We start from the raw sequence: 23392 nt of genomic DNA, 5'->3' as shown, positions 1-23392 counted from the left end.
ATGGTCGGTTCATTAATTGATATTTAGTTTAATATCCTTATTATTTTTCCCAGCCGTTTTAATCCACAGTATTTTACTTTTTGCATCATAAAACCACCCTGTTTGAGTGGCTAAAGTTTCAACAGCACTAACGGCAGTGATCTTTTGATCATTTTCGGTTATCGATTTAGGTTGGTTCATATTGGTCCAGTGTATTTCTGCCAGATACCCATGCTCGCTTGGTTTAAATTTACCTAGCGGTGCATCGATGGTAAGGTTTAAATTTGCACCAAATACAGTAGAGGTAATTTTAGTAAGCGAAAAATTACCATTCTGATAATTTAAGCTCAATTTATCGTCTTCATAAAAGTTATACGAAGACTTTCCGTAAGGGAAAACTGCCAAGGTAATTACATCAACGGGGTTTTCGTCGCTATAGCGCATTTCGGGTTGCATTGGAATAATGCTTCCTCCTTTTACAAAAATAGGAAGTGTATCTAAAGGGGCTACAACGTGATGATAAGCATGGCCATCGTATTTCTGACCTGTCCAATAGTTAAACCATGTGCCTTTTGGCAAATATACCGAACGTGTGATGGCACCTTTTGTAGTTACTGGCGCAATCAGTAAGTGATCACCAAACATATATTGGTCGGCTATTTCATATACATTTTCATCATCTTGATGATCTAAAACCAGCGCTCGCATCATGGGCACCCCGGTTTCGTATTGTTGATGCATGGTGGTATAAAGGTACGGAAACAAGCGATACCGTAATAAATCGTATTTTTTAAAATTACGAAGGGCTTCATCGCCATATTTCCAAGGTTCTTTATAGCCAGGGTGATCCATTCCAAAAACCAAGGCAATGGGACTGAACATGCCAAATTGCACCCAACGTATATATAATTCAGGATCGGCTTGATGCTCGAAGCCACCCATGCAATGCGCCCAAGAGCCTACACCCGATAGGCCAATATTTAGGCCTGCCTTTATTACAGGTGCAAAATACTGCCATTCGCTAGGCCAATCTCCTGCAAAAATATAAGGATAACGTTGTATGCCCGAATAGCCTTCACGGGTTTGATTTAATCCTCTAAAGCCATTAAATTTCTCAAAGGCTTGGAATGGGGCTTTTGCATAAGCGATGGGGAACACATTATGCAATTTTTCGGCTTGCTTTCCAGTTGGCCCCACCTTTTCGCTTTCGTTGGCTAAGGCACCAAAGGCACTTCCTTCGTCGGTTTTTAAGAATTTAGCACCCAGATTAGCAACTTTCATTACCCCATTTTGCCACCACCATTTTACGGCAGCTGAGTCGAAGAAATTTACAAATTCTCCTGGTTTACCATTTTCTGGATAGGTAAAGCCTTTAGCACGTGCTTGATCTAACAAATTTAGCTTTTTAGCATTATCAAAACGTGGGCGAATGTGCAAACCTACCATTTTATAATTCATAGCGTAAAGGGTATCGAACATCGATTTTGGGTTTTTAAAGGTTTCACGCCACTCGAAGGTAGTTGCTCCTTTACCTCCATTTTCGCCAAACAATCGCCATGTAGAATCGAGCCAGAATAAATCGACAGGAATACCTAGCTCTCTATATTTTTTAGCCAATTCTACTACATACCGATCCGAACTTTCTGCTTCATGCCCCCAAGTACCCCCACTATACGTACCTGCATGTAAGCCCAAAGCAAATTGGGGCAACATTGGCGATTTTCCAGTTATTGAAGTATAATTAGTTAAGATATTCGAAAATTTTGGTCCGTATATAAAATAATAATCCAATTCACCATCTGCCGCTTTAAAGCTATATTGGTCATTTTTACTGGCCCCCATATCCCAATCGGTGGCAAAAGAATTATGCATAAAGATGCCATAGCCTTTTGTACTCATAAAAAATGGCACTGGGCAATAGTTGGCTTCTAGAATATTATAAGCACCGATTGCATGAGGCAAGCCTTTACCTCTGCCTACATTTAAACTCACTCGTTTACTTCGACGATCCATAAAATCCATACGTTCTCCGAAGCCAAAGAAGTGTTCATCAGCCGCTAGTTTTTTATGTACGCTCACTGCATTTCCGTCTTTTTGCATGCCATTTTGATCGGCACTCAGCAATTTACCTTTGGAATCGAATACGTAAATTTTAAACGGACTTTTATAAAGTTTTACGATTAATTTCGTGGTCGTTAATAGAAAATATTCTTTATTATCTTCTAACTTAGCATTTACCAAAGGCCAATTATAATTGCTAACCATAAGATTTTCATCAGGCTCAAATTTGCCGTTCCAACTTGCGCGTACTCTAAAAATTTCTGGAGAACAAATTTCAAGTTTAACTGCACCGTTTGTGGTTAAAAAAGATAAGGTATTTCCTTGTTTTTTATAACCAGCGGTGATGCTGCCAATGGTTTGTGCATTACTAAAGAATGAACCTAAAACTAAAATAAATGTAATGGATAAAAATTTCAACATACCTATTGTATTTCCAATTGATTAATTACGGTTCCGGGATCGAGTAAATAAATTTTGATAGTTGTAGTACCTGGAGTGGTAATTTGATGTTTAGTTACGCCAGAGGCAAAGCCTTGCAGTACATTTTGCTTCCAAATATTGTTTTCAGACGTAGGTGCAACATTTATAACTTGAGGTTTATCGTTATTAACAGAAATAGCATACCTTACCTTACTACCTGCACTAACACCTTGGGTAGGTAAACACTTCACTTCGATTAGATGCTCGCCTGCTTTCTTAATATCTACCTTATACGTAACATAAGCTGCATTTTCTAATTCACTGTCTTTTACCGCCAGAAGATTTAAGGGAAAAACAGAAATACCCTTTCCGCCTCGACCTAAACCGGTAATTATTTTTAAAGAGGCACCCCTTGGTGTTGATTTACCGACAAATGTGGTCGCCCCAATAATTTGCTTGTTTACAATCTTCTTTTGAGTTAATATATTTTCAGATGCTGACGTAGCCACTGTTGGCATATCAAAAACAGGAAGATTACGTGGACGGTAATCCATTATCCCGTCCCATTTACCACCTGCAATTTCTTTATTATACTTTAAGGTTATTTTTTTAATCTTCTCGAAAGCATCTTTTGACTTTTGTGCATACATTAGTGCTTCACCACCGCCAGCTAGGCTTTTTTTTGCGTACAATATTTTCTGATTCATTAAATATGCCCCCTCTACTGGGTAAAGAATTAACTCGAAATAAGCATCTTTTAATCGCGCAGGAATTTTTTCATTCAAGGCAACGGCGCTTTTATAAATCGATGCATAATCTGCCAGTCTTTGATCGGCTTCTCTGTCGGAAAAATTAACGGAACTCATGTGTTCAGGCTTTGCAGCTTGCGCTAAACGATAATAGGTCTCCTTTATAGCAGCTATTGGTTTTGCGAATGTTGCGCCGAAAGTTTCACTAGCCCAACTCTCGGCATAATTATGTGCATTTTCAGGATTCCACTTTGTTACATCCCAAGCTAAATCCATCGCAAATTGAGTTTCCATTTCTGCGGGTTTGATATCGCCTACATTAATTACCCATAAACGATTGGCTTTATACTGATAGGCCTTTGTTAACTCGTAAGAAATTAACGAAGGCGAAATAGACGACAACCACAAATAATCGTGCGGAGCACCCCAATATGAAATATGATAATATACACCGCTCGCCCCCGAGCGTTTTTGCTCTTCTTCATTAGAGAGTTGGCGAATATAGCCATGATTATCATCCGACCACACAATGGTAACGTCGTCTGGCAATTCTAATCCTGCTTGATAAAGCGACAGCACTTCTTTATAAGGGCAAAATATTTGTGGAACCGTATTTACGTTCTGCGACAAATTTGCGGCAAGGATGCCTCTTTGGTCTTTGATCACTTCGTTTAAAAGCTTCACCTTTTCATTTTTATCTTTAGGTCCCGGCATGCTTCCATCATGGATTCCTCGCATTCCAACCGTATAAACCGATTCGTAATTCTTAGCTTGTTTTACCCGATCGGTCCAATAGGTAGAAATTTCATTTTTATTTAAATCGTATCGCCATTCACCTGGTTTTTTTCCGTATTCGTGCTCAAAATTTTCGGCCCATTCAAAAACATTGTTTCTAAGCATGGGTTCGCAATGGCTAGCTCCCAAAACAATTCCATATTTATCGGCAATAATAGGATTGTTTGTATAATAATAAAAAGCTTTAGTTGAGGGATGCATACCCGGCCAAATGTAGTTAGCTTTTAACCTTAACAACAATTCGAAAACTTTCGAGTACGCTTTGGGACCAAGATCTTTTACATCGGTATCCATTTTTTTTGCTGCCCAAGGTTGTATGCCCCAATCTTCATCGTTAATAAAAATGCCTCGATATTTTACTGAAGGTGGGCCGACAATGTTTTCGCCTGAGCTTACAAAAAGTGAATTTTTATGAGCTGGTTTAACATCAGCCCACCAGTATAATGGCGAAACGCCCAACCTCCGCGAGAGTTCGAATACTCCAAATGCGGTACCTCTTCTATCACTACCTGCAATAACCAATGCTCTTTTCACACCCTTTAGTGGATTTTCGATTACAGAAATCGAAAAAGTTTCCCATTTTCCGAGCAAGGTAGCTTTGTTAATTTTATCGTCCTTAACCAGTTGATCGATATAAAAAGACTTACCCACTGTACCAATAATGATTGGATAGGTACTTAAAGAATGATTGTTTTTAAAAACCGTAGGTGTTACACTCGTTAATAAATTAACGTCATTTTTAAACGCCTCGGCTGCAATGCCTACTACTTCAGCATCCTTTTGGTCGATATAAATCGAAGCAGAATTACCCTTATTAACGATGGGGAAAGAAAGAGGCAAGTTTATTTCAGAAATAGAAATTTCGTTCCTTTTATTTTGCGCTAAAAGCAAGCAAGACCAGCCTATTAGCAGAAAAATTAAGGTTAGACAAAAAATATTTCTGATCTTCATCATCTTACTTCTTCATTTTATATACTTCAGTTCCGGCCAATAAAAAACAACCTAAGCCATAATCTTCAAAATCGGGCATACTGGTATAGGTTACGGGCTGACCATCTTTTGGTTCTTTTCCAGTTCCCTGCATGTAACCCAAAAAACCTGTCTTTTGAACCGCTTCTTTCGTCATCCCTTTCCAAGCCTTCGTAATAATTGGTTTGTATATTTTTTTAGCTAAAATCCCTTTATTTACGCCCCAAGCCATTCCATAAGCAAATAAAGCAGTTCCAGAGGTTTCTTTGCCACCAAAATGTGTTGGATCTACCAAGCTTACATTCCAAAAACCGTCTGCACGTTGCAAAGGAGCTAAAGCCTTAATCATTTCGCGATAGGTTTTTAAGTATTCGGCCCGATGAGGGGCATTTTCAGGCATAATGTCTAACACCCTAACTAAAGCAGCAACTACCCAACCGTTGCCTCTAGACCAGTAGCAATCTTTACCATTTGGTTCTTTGTAAGGCGGCACAAAATCTTTATCTCTCCACCATAATCCATCTTTTGCGTTATATAAACCGCCACCCTCAACGGTTTTAGTATGCATATACATTTTATACATGTATTCGTAATAAGCATCATCTTTATACAGTACGGCTAATTTAGCAAAAACAGGCATTGCCATTTGCAAGGCATCAATCCATGTCCAGTCGTTTATTTTTCCCGATTTCATCATTAAATCTATCGATGCCTTAATGTCTTTTATGCGTTCGGGTTTAGGGTCGATGTTATATAAATCGATAAAGGTCTGTCCACATGCCTGATCATCACCATTACGGGTTTGAATTCCATTTCTTAATCCCCATTTATGTTTTTCGCCCCATTGCACTGCATAATCGTAATAAACTTTATCTGGTTTTAATTGATATAGCGCCATTAAGCCTTCGTAGTATACGGCTCTAGTCCAAATGTTACTTGGTCTTTCTCTATTGGTGAAAATTGACTTCCCGGCATCTGGCCATTTATTCATGAAATAGGCATTGGTTACTTTCATCACCTTCATTACATCTTTTTTTGAAGGGAGTTTTTGAGCAGAAACTGACGCTGTGATCACAAAAATGAGTGTTAAGAGTAGTATGGGCTTTTTCATATTTCTGGTGTTAAGTTTGTCAATCTTTAAAAGATTTACAAACTATTTATTCGTTTTAGGTTTCGGTTTTAGCTCATCGGGCGAGTCTTTCGTAAACGTTTCGAATTGCTGTTTAGATGGGGTTTCGAATAAATCTTTAATCGTGTTAAACGCTACTTCGAATTTCGGGTTAAATTGCGCTGAAACCATGTATTTTTGCAGACTATAATAAAGTTGTTGTGCACTGGGCACCCCTTTTAAGTAGGCTGATAAATTAGTGCTCGAAACAATCAGCTTTCCATTCCCTACTTTAGCTTCGAAAACCATAGCTAATCGGCGATTTAAAAACCAAGTGTCTATGGGTTGAATAATAGGCTTAAATTCTTTCGGGAAATCTTCCAAATTCATTACTTGCGTTTTGTTTACAATTTCCCACCATTGCATATCGCTATGATAAGAAGTTGGGAATTCAGCCAGCGCAGGGTTTTTCGGGTCGACCACAATTCCCAAAGTATGAGGCGGGCGCATTTTAAACCATGAGGTATTCCAAAATACCGGTAAAAAAGTTTGTGTAACTTCTTTTCCTTTCACCACCTTACCCGCTGCATTTAAAAATACTTTACCTCCATTTTCTAATACTTCTTTGGCTTTATCATCAAAACTTGTGGTGTAATATACCTCTGTGTTAATTGGAGGAAGTGTAGAAGGAAACACCCAGAAATCCCAATCATTAGCATATTCCGTTCCGTTAATCACCACCTCTAATTTTAATTTTGATGCTTTTTTAAGTTGATTTAAAGCGAATCTAATCTCCCCAATTTGAATGCAATTGGCTATGGGTAATGTTTTCGGAGCAAAATTTCCTTTAGATAGAACGAGGCCAGTTTCATCCTTTATAGTCCACGATAGCTTTGCATCTTGCATAACTTGTTTTCCAAAATGTGCAACTTCTACCTCAGCCGCTAACAATTCATCAGTGGTAAATACAAATTTTGGCATTTTTGCCAATGGCACAGTGCTATTCGAAAAGCGTTTAAATTCTTTAGCGGTGATGTATCCTTTTTCGTCCCAAAAGGCATCCAATACACCAATAAGTGCGGTGCCTTGGCCAGGATAATCATTTAACGATAACAATTGATACCCGTTATAATTTGGTGTACGCAATGCTTTCTCGATTTCATTTTTATAGCATAGCGCTTGAAGTTTCCCAGAAGCCATCAAGAACGATTCGGCTTGATCGGCCATGTTGTGATCTTTTAAATCTTCTTCAAACAGTTCGAAGTTTTTAGCGCGGTAAACGCCAGTGTATTTTTTAATCTCCTTAAAATTTGGAAAAACGCAGTATTGCCCCATTTCGTGTGCTACAAATGGAACACTAAATTGCTCAATTTGCTTGGCATAGGTCGACATACTTTCAGGCCTACGGCCCCAGTCTAATCCTCTCGCACCCGCACGTACCATAAATTCGTTATTTGGAATTATTGGCCAGCTCCCTCCCACGGATGCACCCGTATAAATTCTTCTCGAATCTTTTGCTTTCCAATACTCGTTAAATTTGGTAAGGTATTCTACTTGCTTTCCACTTGGCTCATTCCCATAAGCCATCATACAAAAAGACGCATAATTCCCATAATTCTTGCTCATGCGGTTCGTTTCGTCGTATATAAATTGATCAATTGGCCTACCATTACCGATAGATGTACCATGATTTGCCCAACTCGGACCTTCGGGTTGTAAATAAAATCCAATTAAATCTGCAGCGATAAACGCAGCTTCTGGTGGGCACCACGAGTGAAAACGCATGTGGTTTAATCCATGATCTTTACAGATTTTAAAAATCCGAACCCAAGCGGCAACATCCATGGCAGGGTACCCGGTTAATGGAAATTCGCAATTATTTACCGTTCCCCTAAGAAAAACTGGCCGGCCGTTAATTTCAAAACTTCGGCCCACGGCTTTAAATTCTCGCATACCGAATTGAACCTGCTTTTCGTCCTTTTTTCCATCTTTACTAAGCAATACCACGTTTAGGCGATAGAGTGCGGGATCAAACTCATCCCATGTTGCAATTTTATCGCCCATTGGCAATTCAATTTCTAGTGTTCCTGTTCCGTTGGTGATGGAATAGGCTTTCGTTAAAGGTTTTACATTTAAAAGTTGTTTCGTATTAAAACTCGATGCCGAGAGTGTTATATTGCCAGAAGAAGAGCTGTTACCGTTTGCTTTTAGCTGAAGCTTAACTTTAGCCATTTTACGCTTTAAATCGGGATACACTTGTACATCTTCTATGTAAATTGGTGAACCGGCTTGTAATTCCATCTTTCCAACTACTCCATTCCAGTTTCCTTGGGTATGGTCGGTTAAGCTATGCGAATCTTTCCCTACATTAATTGCTTTAATGGTGTTGTCGATTTGAAGTGTGATGGTGTGCTTACCAGGTTTTATATTCGACGGAATTTCGAAATTCTGTGCTACAACAAAGGTATATTGCATTCCAATTTCGACATCATCTATCCACACCCTAGTTTCGGAATGGGGGTATTCGAGTGATAAGACCATTCTTTTGCCGTTCCAATTGGCTGGGATTTGAATATCTTTTTGATACCAAGCTACACCAACATAATGTTTTGCAGGTGTTAACCAAAATGGGATTTTGATATTGTTCGCAACACGATATTTTGCTAAGCCGGGGTTGTAGAAGTATGAGCTATCATAAATACTTCCTGTCCACTGAGTTTTTAAAGTTATCTCATCACCTTTTAAATTTTCGGCCATGGAGCCAGGCAAATTGACTGATTCTGGTAAAATAGTTGAAAACCACTTCGCTTTTAGCCCTTCATTTTTAGCGTCTATTTTAAAGCGCCATTTTCCTTTTAGCGATAAGGTTTGGGCTTGAGTGGCAGTAGAAAATAGGGCAAGTAAAAAAACGGCAAAAAATATCCATTTATTTAGCTTAAATTGATTTATCAACATGTAAGTACACAACTATTTGGTTCAAGCTACTATATTACGGCAAAATGAAGATATGGGCAACCTGTAGTGTCCTGTATCAATTATAAATAGACCACAAAGAGCACAGCGTGATTTTCGCAGAGAACGCAGAGGTGTGCTATAACCGGAAAAGGCACGAAAGACACAAAGATTTGAATCCAACTTTGCATTCTTTGCAACCTCTGCGGTAAAAAACTATTTTAGGTAACCTTTAAGCTTCGAATCCTTCAACATTTTCAATCCCTCCACTACTAAAGCAGCATTTAATTTTGCACCAGCCTCATTGGTATGCGTATGATCCTTTTCAGTAAAATAAGTTTTAACAACTGCAGCAGTTGAAGCAGCATACCTATCTTTAATTAATTGGTTTAAAGGAATAAAATCTACTTTTTCTGCTTTAGCAACCTCTTCACTCCATTTAGCATAGCTATCGTTTGCTAAAACCACTTGATCATCTTTAACGGGATTTCGAGGAATTGGAGAACATACAATCGGGGTTGCACCTTTGGCTTTTATATCGTTAATGAATTTGCGCAGGTACCATCCATAAGTATAAACTACTTCATGTTTTTTCTTAATTGGATTGTAAATTTCTTTACTTTCCGAACCCACTCCCTTTATCGTTCCACGAGCGCGGGCAGTATCGTCTAGCGGACTGCTATCATTGTGACCAAACTGCATCATCACAAAATCGCCCTTTTTAATTTTGGCTAAAACAGGTTCCCACAGTCCATTAGTTTGAAAAGTGCGGCTGCTGGTACCACCTAATGCATTATTCTCTATTGTTAATTTATTACTGTCGAAAAGTTCAGCAATAAAACTTCCCCATCCCCACAAAGAACCATCGCCTTTGCCTTTTCCATTTTTAACGGTCGAATCGCCAATGAGGAAAAGTGTTGGCTTCTCATTTTGTTTGATGACGATGCAAGAAGAGAGTATAACTAAACTTGCAAGTAAGGTGAGAGTTAAATGTTTTCTAATCGATTTCATCTATATGCGTATAAATTTTATCTATATGTTATTTAATAAATGTATTAAGCGGACAATCCTTTAGCATTTTCAACTCCTCTATCACCGATTCGGCATTTACGGTTGCGCCAGCGAGGTTGGTATGGGTATGATCGCCCGGGAAAAATAATTTAACCTTTTCGGCTCCCAAACTATCATATTTGTCGGCCGTAATTTTATTTAAATCTATAAAAAAAGTGTTTTCTTCTTTTGCCACTTCTGCTGCCCATTTCCCAAAATCCTTATCGGCACGTAACACTTTACCGTTCCTAAATTCATTTCTCGGAATCATCGAAATTACGATTGGGGTAGCGCCTTTTGCTCTTGTTTCATTAATAAATTTTCTAAGATACCATCCATAGGTATGAACAATTTCCTTTTTCCCATCAGGCCAAGTTAATTCTTTCGTTTCTTCGCCAATTCCTCTTAGTACTCCTCTGCGACCTGCTTTAGAGGTATCAGGAACGCTCCCTTCATTGTGTCCAAATTGCATGGTTACAAAATCGCCAGGCTTTAAGGTTTCCAGCACTTTAGCCCATCTTCCCTCCGAAATAAATGTTCGGGTACTTCGTCCCGCCATTGCATTGTTTTCTACATGCAACTTCGTGGTATCAAATAAAGATGCGATTGGTGTGCCCCAACCCCAGGTTTCTTTGTTCGAATTGCGAACGGTAGAATCGCCGATGGTGTGTAAGGCAGGTTTACGTTGGGGGATAAAGGCGAAGGAGATCAGTGAGATGCCTATTGCTATAAAAATTGATTTTGTTTTCATCTGTTTATAATTTTGATTTTAGAGGTCAGATGTTCCTTAGCATGATTAAATAATCATACCCCTGTGTGCTTAATGATTCTTTAATCATGGTCGGTTCATGTTGATTACTATTTCTATGTATTTAAATTATTTTACCTCCAAACTTACCGAGCTCCCCAGCAATCCATCGGCTGTTGCTTTGACTGTTATTTTACCCAAAGGTTGATTTGCTTTTACCAAAGCGATACAAACTCCACGATAGGCATGACGTTGTAAGGCTTTGTAGGGTTCGTGACTGGCAATATTTCCATTATCAACGGCGGTAATAAAACCCGCACCCGTAATATCAAATTTTATTAATTCGTCGGCATTCGGACATACATTTCCATCAGCATCATATATCATTGCGGTAACAAACGCGACATCATCCCAGGTATTGTTAATCTGGTTTTTATTTACACTCAAAACCACTTTTTCAGGTTTACCAGCCGTTTTAAATTCCTCACTGGTTACTACTTTTCCCTTATTTTTCCCAACTGCTTTTAATGTGCCTTTTTCGAAAGTTACGTCCCATAGACGAGGTGAATCATCAGCAGGCTTTAATTTAGAACCTAAGGATTTATCGTTTAAAAACAATTCAACTTCTTCGCAATTACTATAAATGGCAACTTTAGCATCATCATACGTATCGAAATCGGTAGGGGTCCAGTTATTGATCCATGCGCCCGCACCTGCATTTTCTTCCTTTCGCACCATATGAACTACCGGTTGTTCTGCACACCAGCTTTGTCGCTGTAAACTCTGCTGTTTCCAATTTCCTGCACGATCGAATAACCCTTGTCCGTTCGTTATTTGAGGCCAATCGGCTTCCCCTAAATAATCGAAGCCCGTCCACAAGAACTGCCCCGCCATAAAAGGGTTATCTCTTAAAGCAAGATATTGAACTGGAACGTGTGTATTTTCGGTACCGATTACTTTCAAGTTTGGCTTTGCTTGATGCAAGGCGACCAATTCATTTTCGCGATAATTTTGCCCAACCACATCCATTATTTCTGCAAAGCCGTTGGTGTACACTTTAGAGTTTGCAGGGCGAAACAACGCCATGGTTACCGGGCGGGTGGGATCTAGTAAATGTATCAGGTCTTGCTGATCTTTATATTTTTTAAATCCCGCAGGGCTATTTAAATCATCATGAATCTCATTTCCTACGCTATAAATTACGATGGATGGATGATTTCGATCGCGCATAATCATGGCACGGGTATCACGCTCCCACCATTCGGTAAAAAACCGATTGTATCCCTTTTCGCCATTATTTTTCGCCGAGTTCCAGGTGTCGAAGGTTTCGTCCATTACCAAAAACCCCATTTGATCACATAAATCTAAAAATTCTTTAGCTACCGGATTATGAGCTGTTCGAATGGCATTTACGCCTACCTCTTTTAACAATTTTAGCCTGTTTTCCCAAATGGCTAAGGGAACTGCTGCTCCCACTGCACCACCATCGTGATGTAAACATGCTCCTTTTAATTTAAAGTTTTTACCATTTAACCAAAAACCAGTTGCCGCATCGAACTTGAATGCCCGAATGCCAAAAGTATTTAATTGATCGTCGACCACCTTTCCCCCAACGCTAATTTTGGTAAGCGTTTTATACAAATTAGGGCTTTCTAAATTCCAAAGTTTCGGATTTGCAATGAGCATTTCTTGCTTAAAATTGAAGGACTCACCCTCAGCTACGCTTTGTTTGCTTTGCACTGTTTTAACCACTTTACCTGATGGGTCTAAAACCGCGGTTTCGATAATAATTTGAGCAGGTCTTAAGGATTCGTTTACTACATTGGTTTGCACTTTAACCGTTGCTTTAGCGGAGGCAGCATCTTCGGTAGCGATAAAAACGCCATAATCGGCGATATGCACTAGATCAGTAGCAATTAACCGTACATGCCTGTAAATTCCGGCTCCCGTATAATAGCGCGAGGCTGGCTGTATCGAATTATCGGCCCTAACGGCAATTACATTTGTTTTTCCTTTGCCAAAATTTAAATGTTTAGTTAACTCATAAGAAAAATTAATATAGCCATAAGGACGTTTTCCAAGATGAAAACCGTTAATGTATACCTCGCTATTTGCCATTACACCATCAAATTCGATGGTAATTTTCTTTTTCGCCAGTTCTTCGTTAACTGTAAAATTTTTACGGTACCATCCAATTCCAGAAGGCAGATAGCCACCGCCTCGAGCCGTTAAATTTGCTTTATCGTATGCCCCTTCGATACTCCAATCGTGCGGTACATCTAATTTACGCCATTTCGAATCGTTAAATGCTAGCTTACTCGCATCCTTTACGTCTTCTTGAATAAAAGTCCAATTTTTATCAAAATTATCGACAATCCTAACTTGGGCGGGCGACAAAAACTGGACAAATAGTAGACCGGTAAACAATAATATTCTTTTCATTACTTCTTTGGTTCTACGAGTACAATATTGGGTTTTGGTGCTTTTTTCATTCCATTACCGAAATAAAAGCCAGTATGTGGGGGTTGATTATATCCAATGTTTTGCCAAGCTATGCTTAAACGGTATTGGGGATCGTGCATTAAGGTATAGGTTCTATGCTGTGTTGGAATGGTTGTGGTATAAATACGCAGGCTTTTTCCATCATACGAACGAAAAATTACTTCTTCGCGCCAATCGCCAAAAAGGTCGGCGCTCAATGCTGGTGTAGATTTGGTACCATTATTTGATAAATAACCATTAGCCGTAAATAACCTTCCCCCATTGTACTTGTCGATATGATTTCCATCTAATAATTCTCGCGACAAATCGCCATCCCAATAAATTAAAAAATTTGTAGAGCGGGGTTGATCTCCGATCCGGTTCCCTTTTATATCATATAATCCATTTGAGCCCGACCACCACATTTGTGCACCCACCCGGGTGTTATCAATGTTATCGGCAACACCCCTACCCACATCTTCATCCTCAGAGCCCTCGAATAAGATTTTACCTGTTTTTGCATCATAAACCGCTACGCCTGGTCCCTTTGTTCCCTCTTCGATCTCGTGAACACCGAATACTTCCATACCTGGACGTTCCGGATCAAGATCGCTAACATGCAAAGCATCGCCATGGCGTAAACCCGTAGTGTATAAACCTTTACCATTATCATCAACAACCATAGCGCCATAAACAATTTCATCTTTACCATCTCCATCTACATCTGCAACAGTTAATCCATGATTGCCCATGCCAGAATATGGATTTTTACCATCTTTCGTATCGAATACCCAGCGTGACGTCAATTTTTCATCTCTCCAATCCCATGCTGCCAAAACTGTCCTTCCATAATAGCCACGGCACATAATTATACTGGGATGAATTCCGTCTAAATACGCTATGCAAGCATTAAATCGATCTACCCTATTCCCAGTAAAATCATTTTTTCCATTACCACCAATGCCTCCCCATGCTCCAATATCGCCCCTGGCAGGAACATAAGGGGTAGTAGCTAATGCTTCTCCCGTTTTACCATTAAAAATGGTAAAAAACTCGGGCCCATCCAAAATTCTTCCATTCCGATTTACCCAATTTTTTGTCGAATCGCCTATAACCTTGCCCTTTCCATCTACCGTGCCATCGGCAGTTTTACAGGCAAATTCGGCAATCCCATCACCATCTAAATCGTACACCATAAACTGTGTATAATGTGCACCCTCACGGATGTTTTTACCTAAATCGATTTGCCATAAAAAAGTGCCGTCTATTTTATATGCCTGAAATATAGGTGGATCTGTAAAACCATTTGATGAATTATCGCGACCTCTGCCCGCTTGATGTAAAATGAGTTCATATTCTCCATCTCCATCCAAATCGCCCACCGACATATCATTAGGGGTATAACCCAAAGGTGTATTTAAAGGAATTTCTAAATATTGTTTCGAAACAACGTTAGCGGCTAAAACATAGACTTTGCTTGCCATTTCTTCTATTCCTTTATGTACTGCTTTAACAAAATACGCTTGCGAAAAGTTAAAATCCACCTTGGTGTCTACAAAATTTGTGCTTTCCGTGATCGGCTGTTTATTGAGTTTAACTGGATTTTGCGTGCCCGTTTTGCGGTAAAGATTAAATGCAATATCATCGGTTTCTGTACCTAACAAACGCCAACCCACATAAACTGTATCTGTTCCTTGGCGCATGGCAATCAAACCTCGATCTAATTTTTCCATCTGTCGCTGGGCGAAACTGGTAGTGTACATCATGACTAACAAGACCAGTACAGCCGAAAATTTATAAGAATTGCGATCGATTTTCAATTTGGTTAGTATTATGGTGCACTAAATTGCATATAAATTTGGTTTTAACTCTCCTGTACAATCCTGTTTAAAGCTAAAATCCTTCCCCTTTTTTAGTAGTTAATTTATCGAACGAAATTACATCCGCCTTTTGCGCCCAATTCTCATATAAAATGATCATTTCTTGAACTTTTCTAGGTTGCGCCTTGCTTAAATCGTGCAGTTCGGTTCTGTCGTTTGCCATGTTAAACAAATGCCATTCATTATCGGGGTAATTTGATACCAATTTCCAATTGCCCTGCCGTACCGCCCTATTGCCTTCGTGTTCGAAAAATAAAGCCTCGTGTCCACTCCAATTTTGTCCTTTAAACAAAGGAACCAGGCTCACACCGACTGTCTGTTTAATCTTTTGCTCCTTATAGGTTGATGGATACTTAGCTCCCGCAAGGTTTAAACAGGTTGACATGATATCTATAATATGTGCAGGTTTGCTCGACGTAGTTCCAGGCTTTATAAATTCGGGACCATAAGCAATAAATGGTGTAGAAGTACCTCCCTCGTACTCCCAATGTTTAAACAAGCGAAAAGGAGTATTACTCACGTTTGCCCCTTCAAATCCGTATGCTGTGAAGGAGCTAGGATCACTCGCTAATTTCTTGCTGCTCCGGAAAATTTCGGGTAAAAATCCATTTGGATTAATGGTTTCACTACTGGCACCATTATCGGACAAGAACATTAATACCGTATTTTTATCTTGACCCAATTCTTTAAGCTTTTTCCTTATTTTACCAATATTTTGATCCATACAATCGATCATTGCGGCGTAGACGGCCATCTTATCGTCCCAGTTAATTTTTTCTTCCTGTGTTAGGGAATTCCATTCGGGCAAATTGCTATCTCTTGGCGATAATTTTATGCTTTTAGGGATAATGCCAGTTTCTTGCATCTTTTTAAAACGAGCTAATCGTAATTTATCCCAACCTTGCATATATCGTCCTTTATATTTAGCAATGTCTTTTGGTAGCGCTTGTAAAGGCCAATGTGGGGTTTGATAAGCAAGGTATAAGAAGAATGGTTTTTTAGTTTTATCATTCTCTTCGATAAACTGTAATGCATAATCGGTGTATGCGTTTGTTGAATAATAATTTTCATTAAGATTTAACGAAGTAAACTCTTTATCGTCTAAAGCAATAGTGAGTTTTTGTTTCGGACGATAGGGATAAGGTCCGAAATAGCTTCCCGCGCCATCTATCAAACCAAAATAACGGTCGAAACCTCTTTTTGTTGGCCAATGCTCCGGAGCTTGTCCAACATGCCACTTTCCAGCCATAAAGGTCTGGTATCCAAAAGGTTTTAGAGCTTCTGCAATGGTTACACAGTTCTGATTGAGATAACCTTGATAGGCAGGTTCCTTTCTGGTGTTGACCATATCGCCTACACCGGTTTGATGTTGGTACAAGCCAGTTAACAGCGAAGCACGGGTTGGGCAACACCTCGATGCGTTGTAAAATTGAGTCATTTTTAATCCCTTTGCCGCCATTTCATCCAAGTTGGGGGTCTGTATTTCTGAACCAAAACAACCAATATCAGAATAGCCCATATCATCGGCCAATATTAAAATGATATTAGGTTTTTTTTGACCTTGTGCAACGAGCATAAAAGGTGTTAAAAAAAACAAGAATAATAAGTGTTTCTTCATGTTATTGAACTTTATAGGTCGATTTTGCTACAACTGCCACGCCATTCGATGTAATTCCATTGGTTTTGATCGTCATTTCTCCCGTATTATCTCCATTAAAGAAAGAAACACTCAATTCACCATTATCATTTGTTTTGAGTAAGGGCGCCCAAAATATGGTGGTTCTTAAATCTTTTATCGGAGGAGAAATAGAAGTATAATTGGGTGAATAAAATGATCTCGCTGAATAATAACCTTTTAAGTTGAGGTTTAAAAGATTAAGGTTCTGACCAAGTAATGCAGTTTCTTTTAAATTCAGGTAAATCACATAGGCATCGGCAGGTGCTGAAGGTCCAGCAGTAACCAAATGTTTTACTACCACCTGGTTGATTTGATCCATAGTTAAACTATAATAATCTAAACGATTCTGAATGTCTTGTTTATTGTTGATGATTAAGGCAGGTCTCACTTTTTTACCCGACGAGAGAAAAGCTATTCCCTCGTTACCTGTACTATCTCCGTCGTCGAGTGGAAATGCGCCTTGTATCTTGGTTAATAACCAATGTTCTAATCCTTTATAACTGTAATCAGCAGAAGTGATATTGAATACTTGGTCTTTATAGCCAAAAGTCATTAAAGATTGATCAAATAATTCTACTCTTTTGGCTGCTCCTGTTATCGTAACCTCCTCTAATAGAATAGAATCTCCCTTTTTATACGATTTATTATATGCTGATCGTTTTGTCATTTCGGCTTCTAAACTAGGTGAAATGGAGAAGGCATTCGGTACTTTAAGATGGATAGGCATAGGTTTAAATGAGGTATCGATTTGTAACCAACCTCCTTTTTTTCCGTAACCATCTCTTGAAGAAATTTTTATGGCTTCATTTCCATACCAATTTAAACCATCAATAAAATATTTTCCTGATGCATCTGTCTTCGTAGCATAAATTTTGTCTCCAATAAAGCCAGAACTAAACAAGGTGATGTTCATGTTAGGTAAGGGTTTATTTCCCACTTTTTCTTTAACCGAACCCTTAATGGTAATTCCAGGCTCGGGCATATAAACTATCTTAATTGTAGAATCGGCTAATCTACGCCATAAGTATTCCCTCCAACCTTGGGTTAAGAGCAACAAATCTAATTGTTTAAAACGAGCAGAGTTTTGGAGATCAAAGTAATGTTCGGCATTTTTAATTTCGCCCTTTAGTTCTGATTGCAAGGTGAGATAGCCCACCATCGTAGTCGGATCATTTGTAATTAAACCGTCGACAACGGCGAGCGAGAGGGAAGCTTTTGCAGGAGAACCCTTGTAATCCGTTGACTTAATGCTTAAAGTAACTTTCTCTCTAGCAGCATAGCTTTTTTTATCTGAATTAACCGTAAAATTCACTCCATCACTAGATTGAACAAAAAATAATCGTTCGCAATTGGGTCTTCCTAAATCATCAAATAAAGTTAAAATGGATAAACCGGCAGGTAAATTTTTAGTAGAAACACGAAATGACAAATCAGGTTTAGTTAATGAAAGTGATCCCGTATATACATTGTCGCCTGCATGCTTAATCACTATCGAAATAGGTTTACCTTTTAACTCTTGAAATGCCAATTCATTGGTATTAATGGAAACTTTAATAGCAGAAGAATCTGAAGTTAAATGCATAACCAAGCCCTTTTTTAAGGCTAAAGGTAGATCTGTTCTAAATTTTTCGGCACCAAAATTGCCAACTACACTATATTTTTCGTTTGCCAAAGGCGTAAAACTAAAAATCCCCATTCCAAAATCAGTACTTTGAAAGCTGGTAACCGTGTCGCCTTTAGAAGAGATTAAACTTGCGTTTGATGCTAATCCATTCCCAAACTCATCATTTGTTTTAAAAGCAACAATAGATGTTAACCCCTCCACCAAATTTCCACCTTCAGGAAAAAAAGAAATTGTTTTTTTAGCTTTCACTTGACTTTCTGTTCGTTTTAAAACAGTTTTCGGTGCATTGGTAATGTATATTTTCTTTTGAAAAACAAATTCATCGCCGAAATTCCGCATCCAATTTGTGTAGGCTCGAATATGGTACCAACCCGCTTGCAGTGTATCATTTAGTTTGAAATCTCCTTTACCCAGTCCACCCTCCAAACGAATAACCTGATTATCAATGATTTTTGAATTTGGATTAATCAATTCTACATAAAGAGTACGACTAGTACTGGTTAAACTTGCGCTTTTACCATTTACCAAAAATGCGCTAAACCAAACATTTTCCCCACTACTATAATAGGCTCTATCAGTTTGCAGGTATGTTTTTTCGAAAAACAGTTGAATAGCATTTTTATCAGCAATTGCCGCATTTTGTTGCGCCAATGCTGGCAGGCAAAAAGCACCTATTATCAGAAAAACTATGGGATTAAAAATCTTAATCATAAAGCAAATACCTCATAAACCGCCCCTGCTTTAGTAGAAAGTCTCGTTTGGTAAGCTTTACCCAAACTGCTTTCTATTACTTTGGAAGTCGATTGCTGACCTATAATTTTAACAGGTATATTGGTTAATAAACTCAATACCCCTCCGGTTCTCGACTTAATCGTTGCTTTACTTAATTTTCCACCTTCCCAAATTAAGTCGACCACAAAATTACCCCGTGCCACCAGGCCTTTAATCGAGCCACTTTTCCAAGCATCTGGTAAGGCGGGCAACAGTTGAACTTGGTTGAGGTGACTTTGCAAAAGCATTTCTGCAACTCCTGCTGTAGCACCAAAATTACCATCGATCTGAAAAGGCGGGTGGGTATCGAACAAATTATTGAGGGTAGAATTCTTTAAAAGTTCTTGATACATTTTATACGCATGATTCCCATCGAGCATTCTGGCCCAAAAATTAATTTTCCAAGCTTTACTCCATCCCGTACCTTCGTCGCCCCGCACCAATAAGGTTTGCTTTGCTGCATTTGAATAGAGCGTGTCGATTAAGGGAGAAATTTCTCTGCCGGGATGTAAGCCAAACAAATGCGAAATATGTCGGTGTTGAGGATCATCGTCCTCGAAATCGCCGTACCATTCTTGCAAATTTCCTTTTTTGCCAATATGAAGTGGATAAAGTTTGTTGTATTTTTCCTTTATAAGCAAAGCGAATTCTTTATCAATACCTAACGTAGCCGAAGCTTCTATTACATTCTTAAACAGGTCTCTAATAATAGACATATCCATAGTAGATGCAATGGTTACCACTTCTTTAGTGCCATCTGGAAGTTTATAACTATTTTCAGGCGAAGTGGATGGTGCCGTGACTAAATACCCATCTTTTTCCACTAACCAATCGATACAAAACAAGGCTGCCCCTTTCATTAAAGGATATGCGGTATCTTTTAGGAATAGTTTATTTTGAGTATACAAATAATGTTCGTAGAGATGTTGAGATAACCAAGGACTTCCCAAGGCCCAATTGGCCCATTTCGGATCGCCACTACCCTCTCCGACCGGATTTGTTTGTGCCCAAATATCTGAATTATGGTGTACCGCCCAACCCGAAGCTTTATAATAGTTAGCAGCCGTAGCTTTCCCATTTACGGCCATGTGTTTAATTTGAGTGATCAAGGGCTCAGTTAATTCCGATAAATTGCAAACTTCTGCCGGCCAATAATTCATCTGCAAATTAATATTTGTGGTAAAATTACTACGCCAAGAGGGCCTGATAAGCGGGTTCCAGATACCCTGCAGATTTGCTGCAATGCCGTTTGGACGAGAACAAGAAATTAATAGATACCTTCCAAAATCGAAATATAATTTTTCAAGACCATAATCTAATTTACCTGCTTTGTAATTTGCTAACCTCTCATTTGTAGGAATATTGGCAAAAGTTTCACTAACATCGTTAAGCGTTAACACCACGCGATTAAAGAACAGATGGTAGTCGGCCATATGGGCAGTTTTTAATGAAGAATAGGGCTTTAAAGCCGCAGCTTTTAAAAAATTGACTGCTATTGCATTTTCGTCTTTTCCGTTTAAATCGGGATATTGATTATAGCCATTAAAGCTAGTTGAGCCCGAGATTAATAAGACAATTTCTGAAGCATCTTTAACATTTAGTAAACTATCAGTGCTTAGTTTTCCATCGGTTTTAACCACTTTAAGACGGGCTTGATAACGCATCCCATTATGATGCAAACTATCTGAATATACTATCGGCTTAGGGTTTCTACGTTCGTCTGATCCGATTCTAGCTTTTCCATTAAGTACTAATTCATTTGTTCCCTCAGCTTTCACTTTAACTTCTAATTCATGGCTTAAACCAAAACTTACATTTAGAGATTTAGGCGTATTCGAAGTGAGGCGCAATACGATTACCTGATTAGGCGCTGAAGCAAAAATCTCTCTTGTATATTCAACTCCATTAACTTTAAAGTTCGTAGTTGCTATAGCATCGGCGATATTTAAGCTACGCGTATAATTGCTCACCTCACCGATTAATTTTTGTTTTATCACTACGTTTCCCAAAGGCTGATACATATTGGTGTTGGGACCTTGCATTCTACGCATCAGTTTTACAGCATCTCCATTTTTGCCTTCAAAAAGTGATTTTCTAATTTGAGGGAGATATTGCGGAGCAGCCGGGTTGGGGTTAGGATTTACCGGTCCACCTGTCCAAAGTGTTTCCTCGTTCAGCTGGATGAGTTCTTGATCTATTCTACCAAATATCATGGCCCCTAATCTTCCGTTTCCAATAGGCAGGGCTTCATCCCAGTTTTTTGCAGGCTTTTTATACCACAATGTTTCTGCGGCTCCAGAATTTGGCGTAGCTGATGGAGGTGTACCTTGGGACAAAACACACTGAAAACAGAACAGTAATCCGAAAAATATTAAAGTGGAAACTCGCATAGCATCATATTTGGTTATAGGATAACAATTGCCAATTTAGGGAGTTAACGGCTAAAATGCATCCTGCCCCATCCTGCATACCCGTTCACAGGATCCTGGGTTTTTAAAGTTAAAGATCCACTTTAATTGATTCAGTGATTTTAACTTTTCCTCCGTTTGCAGCTTTGATCATTACATTATCGAAGGTCCAATTTTCTGCAAAATCTATTACGCCAGCATCAAGCGTCTCGATATTAATGTCTTTAAACGAAAAGTATTTTAATGTACTAGCATTTAATCCATTGGCAACAATTGCCTTTTTAGCACCAGTTGCTTTTACGTTAAACAAATTAACATTTTGAATTTTTGGAATTCCTTTTTCCTTCGGTTCTACGTGGGTTAACATTTTCTTCCAATGTAATGGAATTAAATCTGGGTTAAAACCAGCTGGTAAGGTAGAATAGCTATAAGAAGGGTTCCAATTTGGGTTAACTTGGAGAACATTTCCCACACCATGCATAGTAATATTGTTGAAGTAAATATCTTCTACTGTACCCCCTCTTGTGGTTGCCGATTTGATATTTAAGGCGTTTGATGTATTGTATCCTGTTAAATCGGTTGCCCAAACGTGACGGATGCCACCCGATGTTTCGCTTCCCAAGGTAACAAGACCTGCGCCTTTTCTTGCAATAGAATTTCGAATAACCACATATGCTGTAGGTCGGTTTACACGCAAACCATCCCAATCTCTACCTGCTTTTAAGCAAAAATTATCATCGTTGCAGTCGATGTCACAGTTTTGCACTAATATCCATGACGACGAATCGATGTCGATGCCATCTGTACTCGGACCGCTACCATCTACATTATTTCGAATAGTAATTTTATCGACCGTTATATAAGTTGAATATAAAACCTGAACTGTCCAAAAACCTGCTTGTTGTAGATTTACTTCTTTTAAATAAATATCTGCCGATTCGGCTATCAAGATGGTGCGTGGTCTTTTCGCATCATAATCTACTATCCATCTTAAGCCTTTCGGTTCATATTCCTTCCTCAAATTCCAATAATAATCCCAGAAGGGTTTACCTTGCGCATTAATTAAGCCTTCGCCCGATATTATGGCATTGTTTTGTTTGATAATATTAATTAACGCCGCTGGCCATTTCATTTCGATACCTGCAACTCGGGTATCAATTTCAGGGTAATCTTGTATATTTTGGCTTCCTAAAATTTCTACTCCTTTACCAATAGTTAAATTCACATTCTTTTTCACAAATAAAGAACCTGTTAAATATTTTCCTGGCAAGAAAGAAATACTACCTCCTCCTTTAGCAGCGCATTCATCAATGGCTTTTTGAATGGATGCGGTGTTTAAAGTTTTACCGTCATTTTTAGCGCCAAAATTATTTACAAGATAATTTTTATTTGGAATGACTACTTTTCGTGCACCAACCTTAGCAACCCAACTAGGCGTTTTTGGTTGAGCATTTGCTTTAAAACTTGCGAGCATAAACAACGTTAGTATACTAGTAGTTAAAAATTTCATGTTGTATATATTTGGTCGGTGAGCTTTAATTATCATCAAAGTTAGCGACTATTCGCATTAACTCATCCTGTTCCATCCTGTAGATCAATCTTGTTTAATAACCTTACAGTAAATATTCTATCAATAGAACCTATCTAAATGTATTTTAAAAGTGGTTAGGTAAATAAATTTTCAAAAATAATAATCGTCAAATTAACGTTTATTATTTT

12 protein-coding genes are annotated in these 23392 nt (G+C 38.7%); all 12 read right to left on the bottom strand.

Features of this window, described 5'->3' with window-relative positions:
• Positions 1–12 precede the first annotated feature (12 nt).
• Positions 13–2460, bottom strand: coding sequence for a glycoside hydrolase family 31 protein (locus WG904_RS14830; protein ID WP_339580117.1), 2448 nt, complete (start codon positions 2458–2460; stop codon positions 13–15).
• Between the two features lie 2 nt (positions 2461–2462).
• A complete protein-coding gene (locus tag WG904_RS14825; RefSeq protein ID WP_339580116.1) occupies positions 2463–4958 on the bottom strand; it encodes a glycosyl hydrolase 115 family protein in 2496 nt (831 codons plus the stop codon).
• A 1-nt stretch (position 4959) separates the two neighbouring features.
• The gene (locus WG904_RS14820) at positions 4960–6084 is read right to left on the bottom strand and encodes a glycoside hydrolase family 88/105 protein (protein ID WP_339580115.1); all 1125 of its coding nucleotides are present in this window, start codon (positions 6082–6084) and stop codon (positions 4960–4962) included.
• A 42-nt stretch (positions 6085–6126) separates the two neighbouring features.
• Positions 6127–9036 (bottom strand): exo-beta-1,4-galactosidase, encoded by a 2910-nt coding sequence (locus WG904_RS14815; protein ID WP_339580114.1) that lies wholly within the window; start codon positions 9034–9036, stop codon positions 6127–6129.
• A 213-nt stretch (positions 9037–9249) separates the two neighbouring features.
• A complete protein-coding gene (locus WG904_RS14810) occupies positions 9250–10044 on the bottom strand; it encodes a rhamnogalacturonan acetylesterase (RefSeq protein ID WP_339580113.1) in 795 nt (264 codons plus the stop codon).
• A 28-nt stretch (positions 10045–10072) separates the two neighbouring features.
• Positions 10073–10834 (bottom strand): rhamnogalacturonan acetylesterase, encoded by a 762-nt coding sequence (locus tag WG904_RS14805; protein WP_339580112.1) that lies wholly within the window; start codon positions 10832–10834, stop codon positions 10073–10075.
• Positions 10835–10960: 126 nt separating this feature from the next.
• On the bottom strand, positions 10961–13273 hold the full coding sequence (locus tag WG904_RS14800; protein WP_339580111.1) for a glycoside hydrolase family 2 TIM barrel-domain containing protein: 2313 nt from the start codon (positions 13271–13273) through the stop codon (positions 10961–10963).
• Positions 13273–15132, bottom strand: coding sequence for a rhamnogalacturonan lyase (locus WG904_RS14795; RefSeq protein WP_339580110.1), 1860 nt, complete (start codon positions 15130–15132; stop codon positions 13273–13275). Before WG904_RS14795 ends, WG904_RS14800 begins: the two co-directional genes overlap by 1 nt.
• A 73-nt stretch (positions 15133–15205) precedes the next feature.
• Positions 15206–16810 carry an arylsulfatase gene (locus WG904_RS14790; RefSeq protein ID WP_339580109.1) on the bottom strand — a complete coding sequence of 535 codons (1605 nt, stop codon included), beginning with the start codon at positions 16808–16810 and terminating at the stop codon, positions 15206–15208.
• Position 16811: 1 nt separating this feature from the next.
• Positions 16812–19205: an MG2 domain-containing protein gene (locus WG904_RS14785; protein WP_339580108.1), complete on the bottom strand. Its 2394-nt coding sequence runs from the start codon at positions 19203–19205 to the stop codon at positions 16812–16814.
• Positions 19202–21655, bottom strand: coding sequence for a glycoside hydrolase family 95 protein (locus tag WG904_RS14780; RefSeq protein ID WP_339580107.1), 2454 nt, complete (start codon positions 21653–21655; stop codon positions 19202–19204). Before WG904_RS14780 ends, WG904_RS14785 begins: the two co-directional genes overlap by 4 nt.
• Before the next feature lie 109 nt (positions 21656–21764).
• The gene (locus WG904_RS14775; protein ID WP_339580106.1) at positions 21765–23183 is read right to left on the bottom strand and encodes a glycoside hydrolase family 28 protein; all 1419 of its coding nucleotides are present in this window, start codon (positions 23181–23183) and stop codon (positions 21765–21767) included.
• Positions 23184–23392: the final 209 nt, after the last annotated feature.

Origin of the sequence: Pedobacter anseongensis (assembly GCF_037482965.1) — a bacterium.
Lineage (GTDB): Bacteria > Bacteroidota > Bacteroidia > Sphingobacteriales > Sphingobacteriaceae > Pedobacter > Pedobacter anseongensis.
This window is presented reverse-complemented; position numbering and strand designations above follow the sequence as displayed.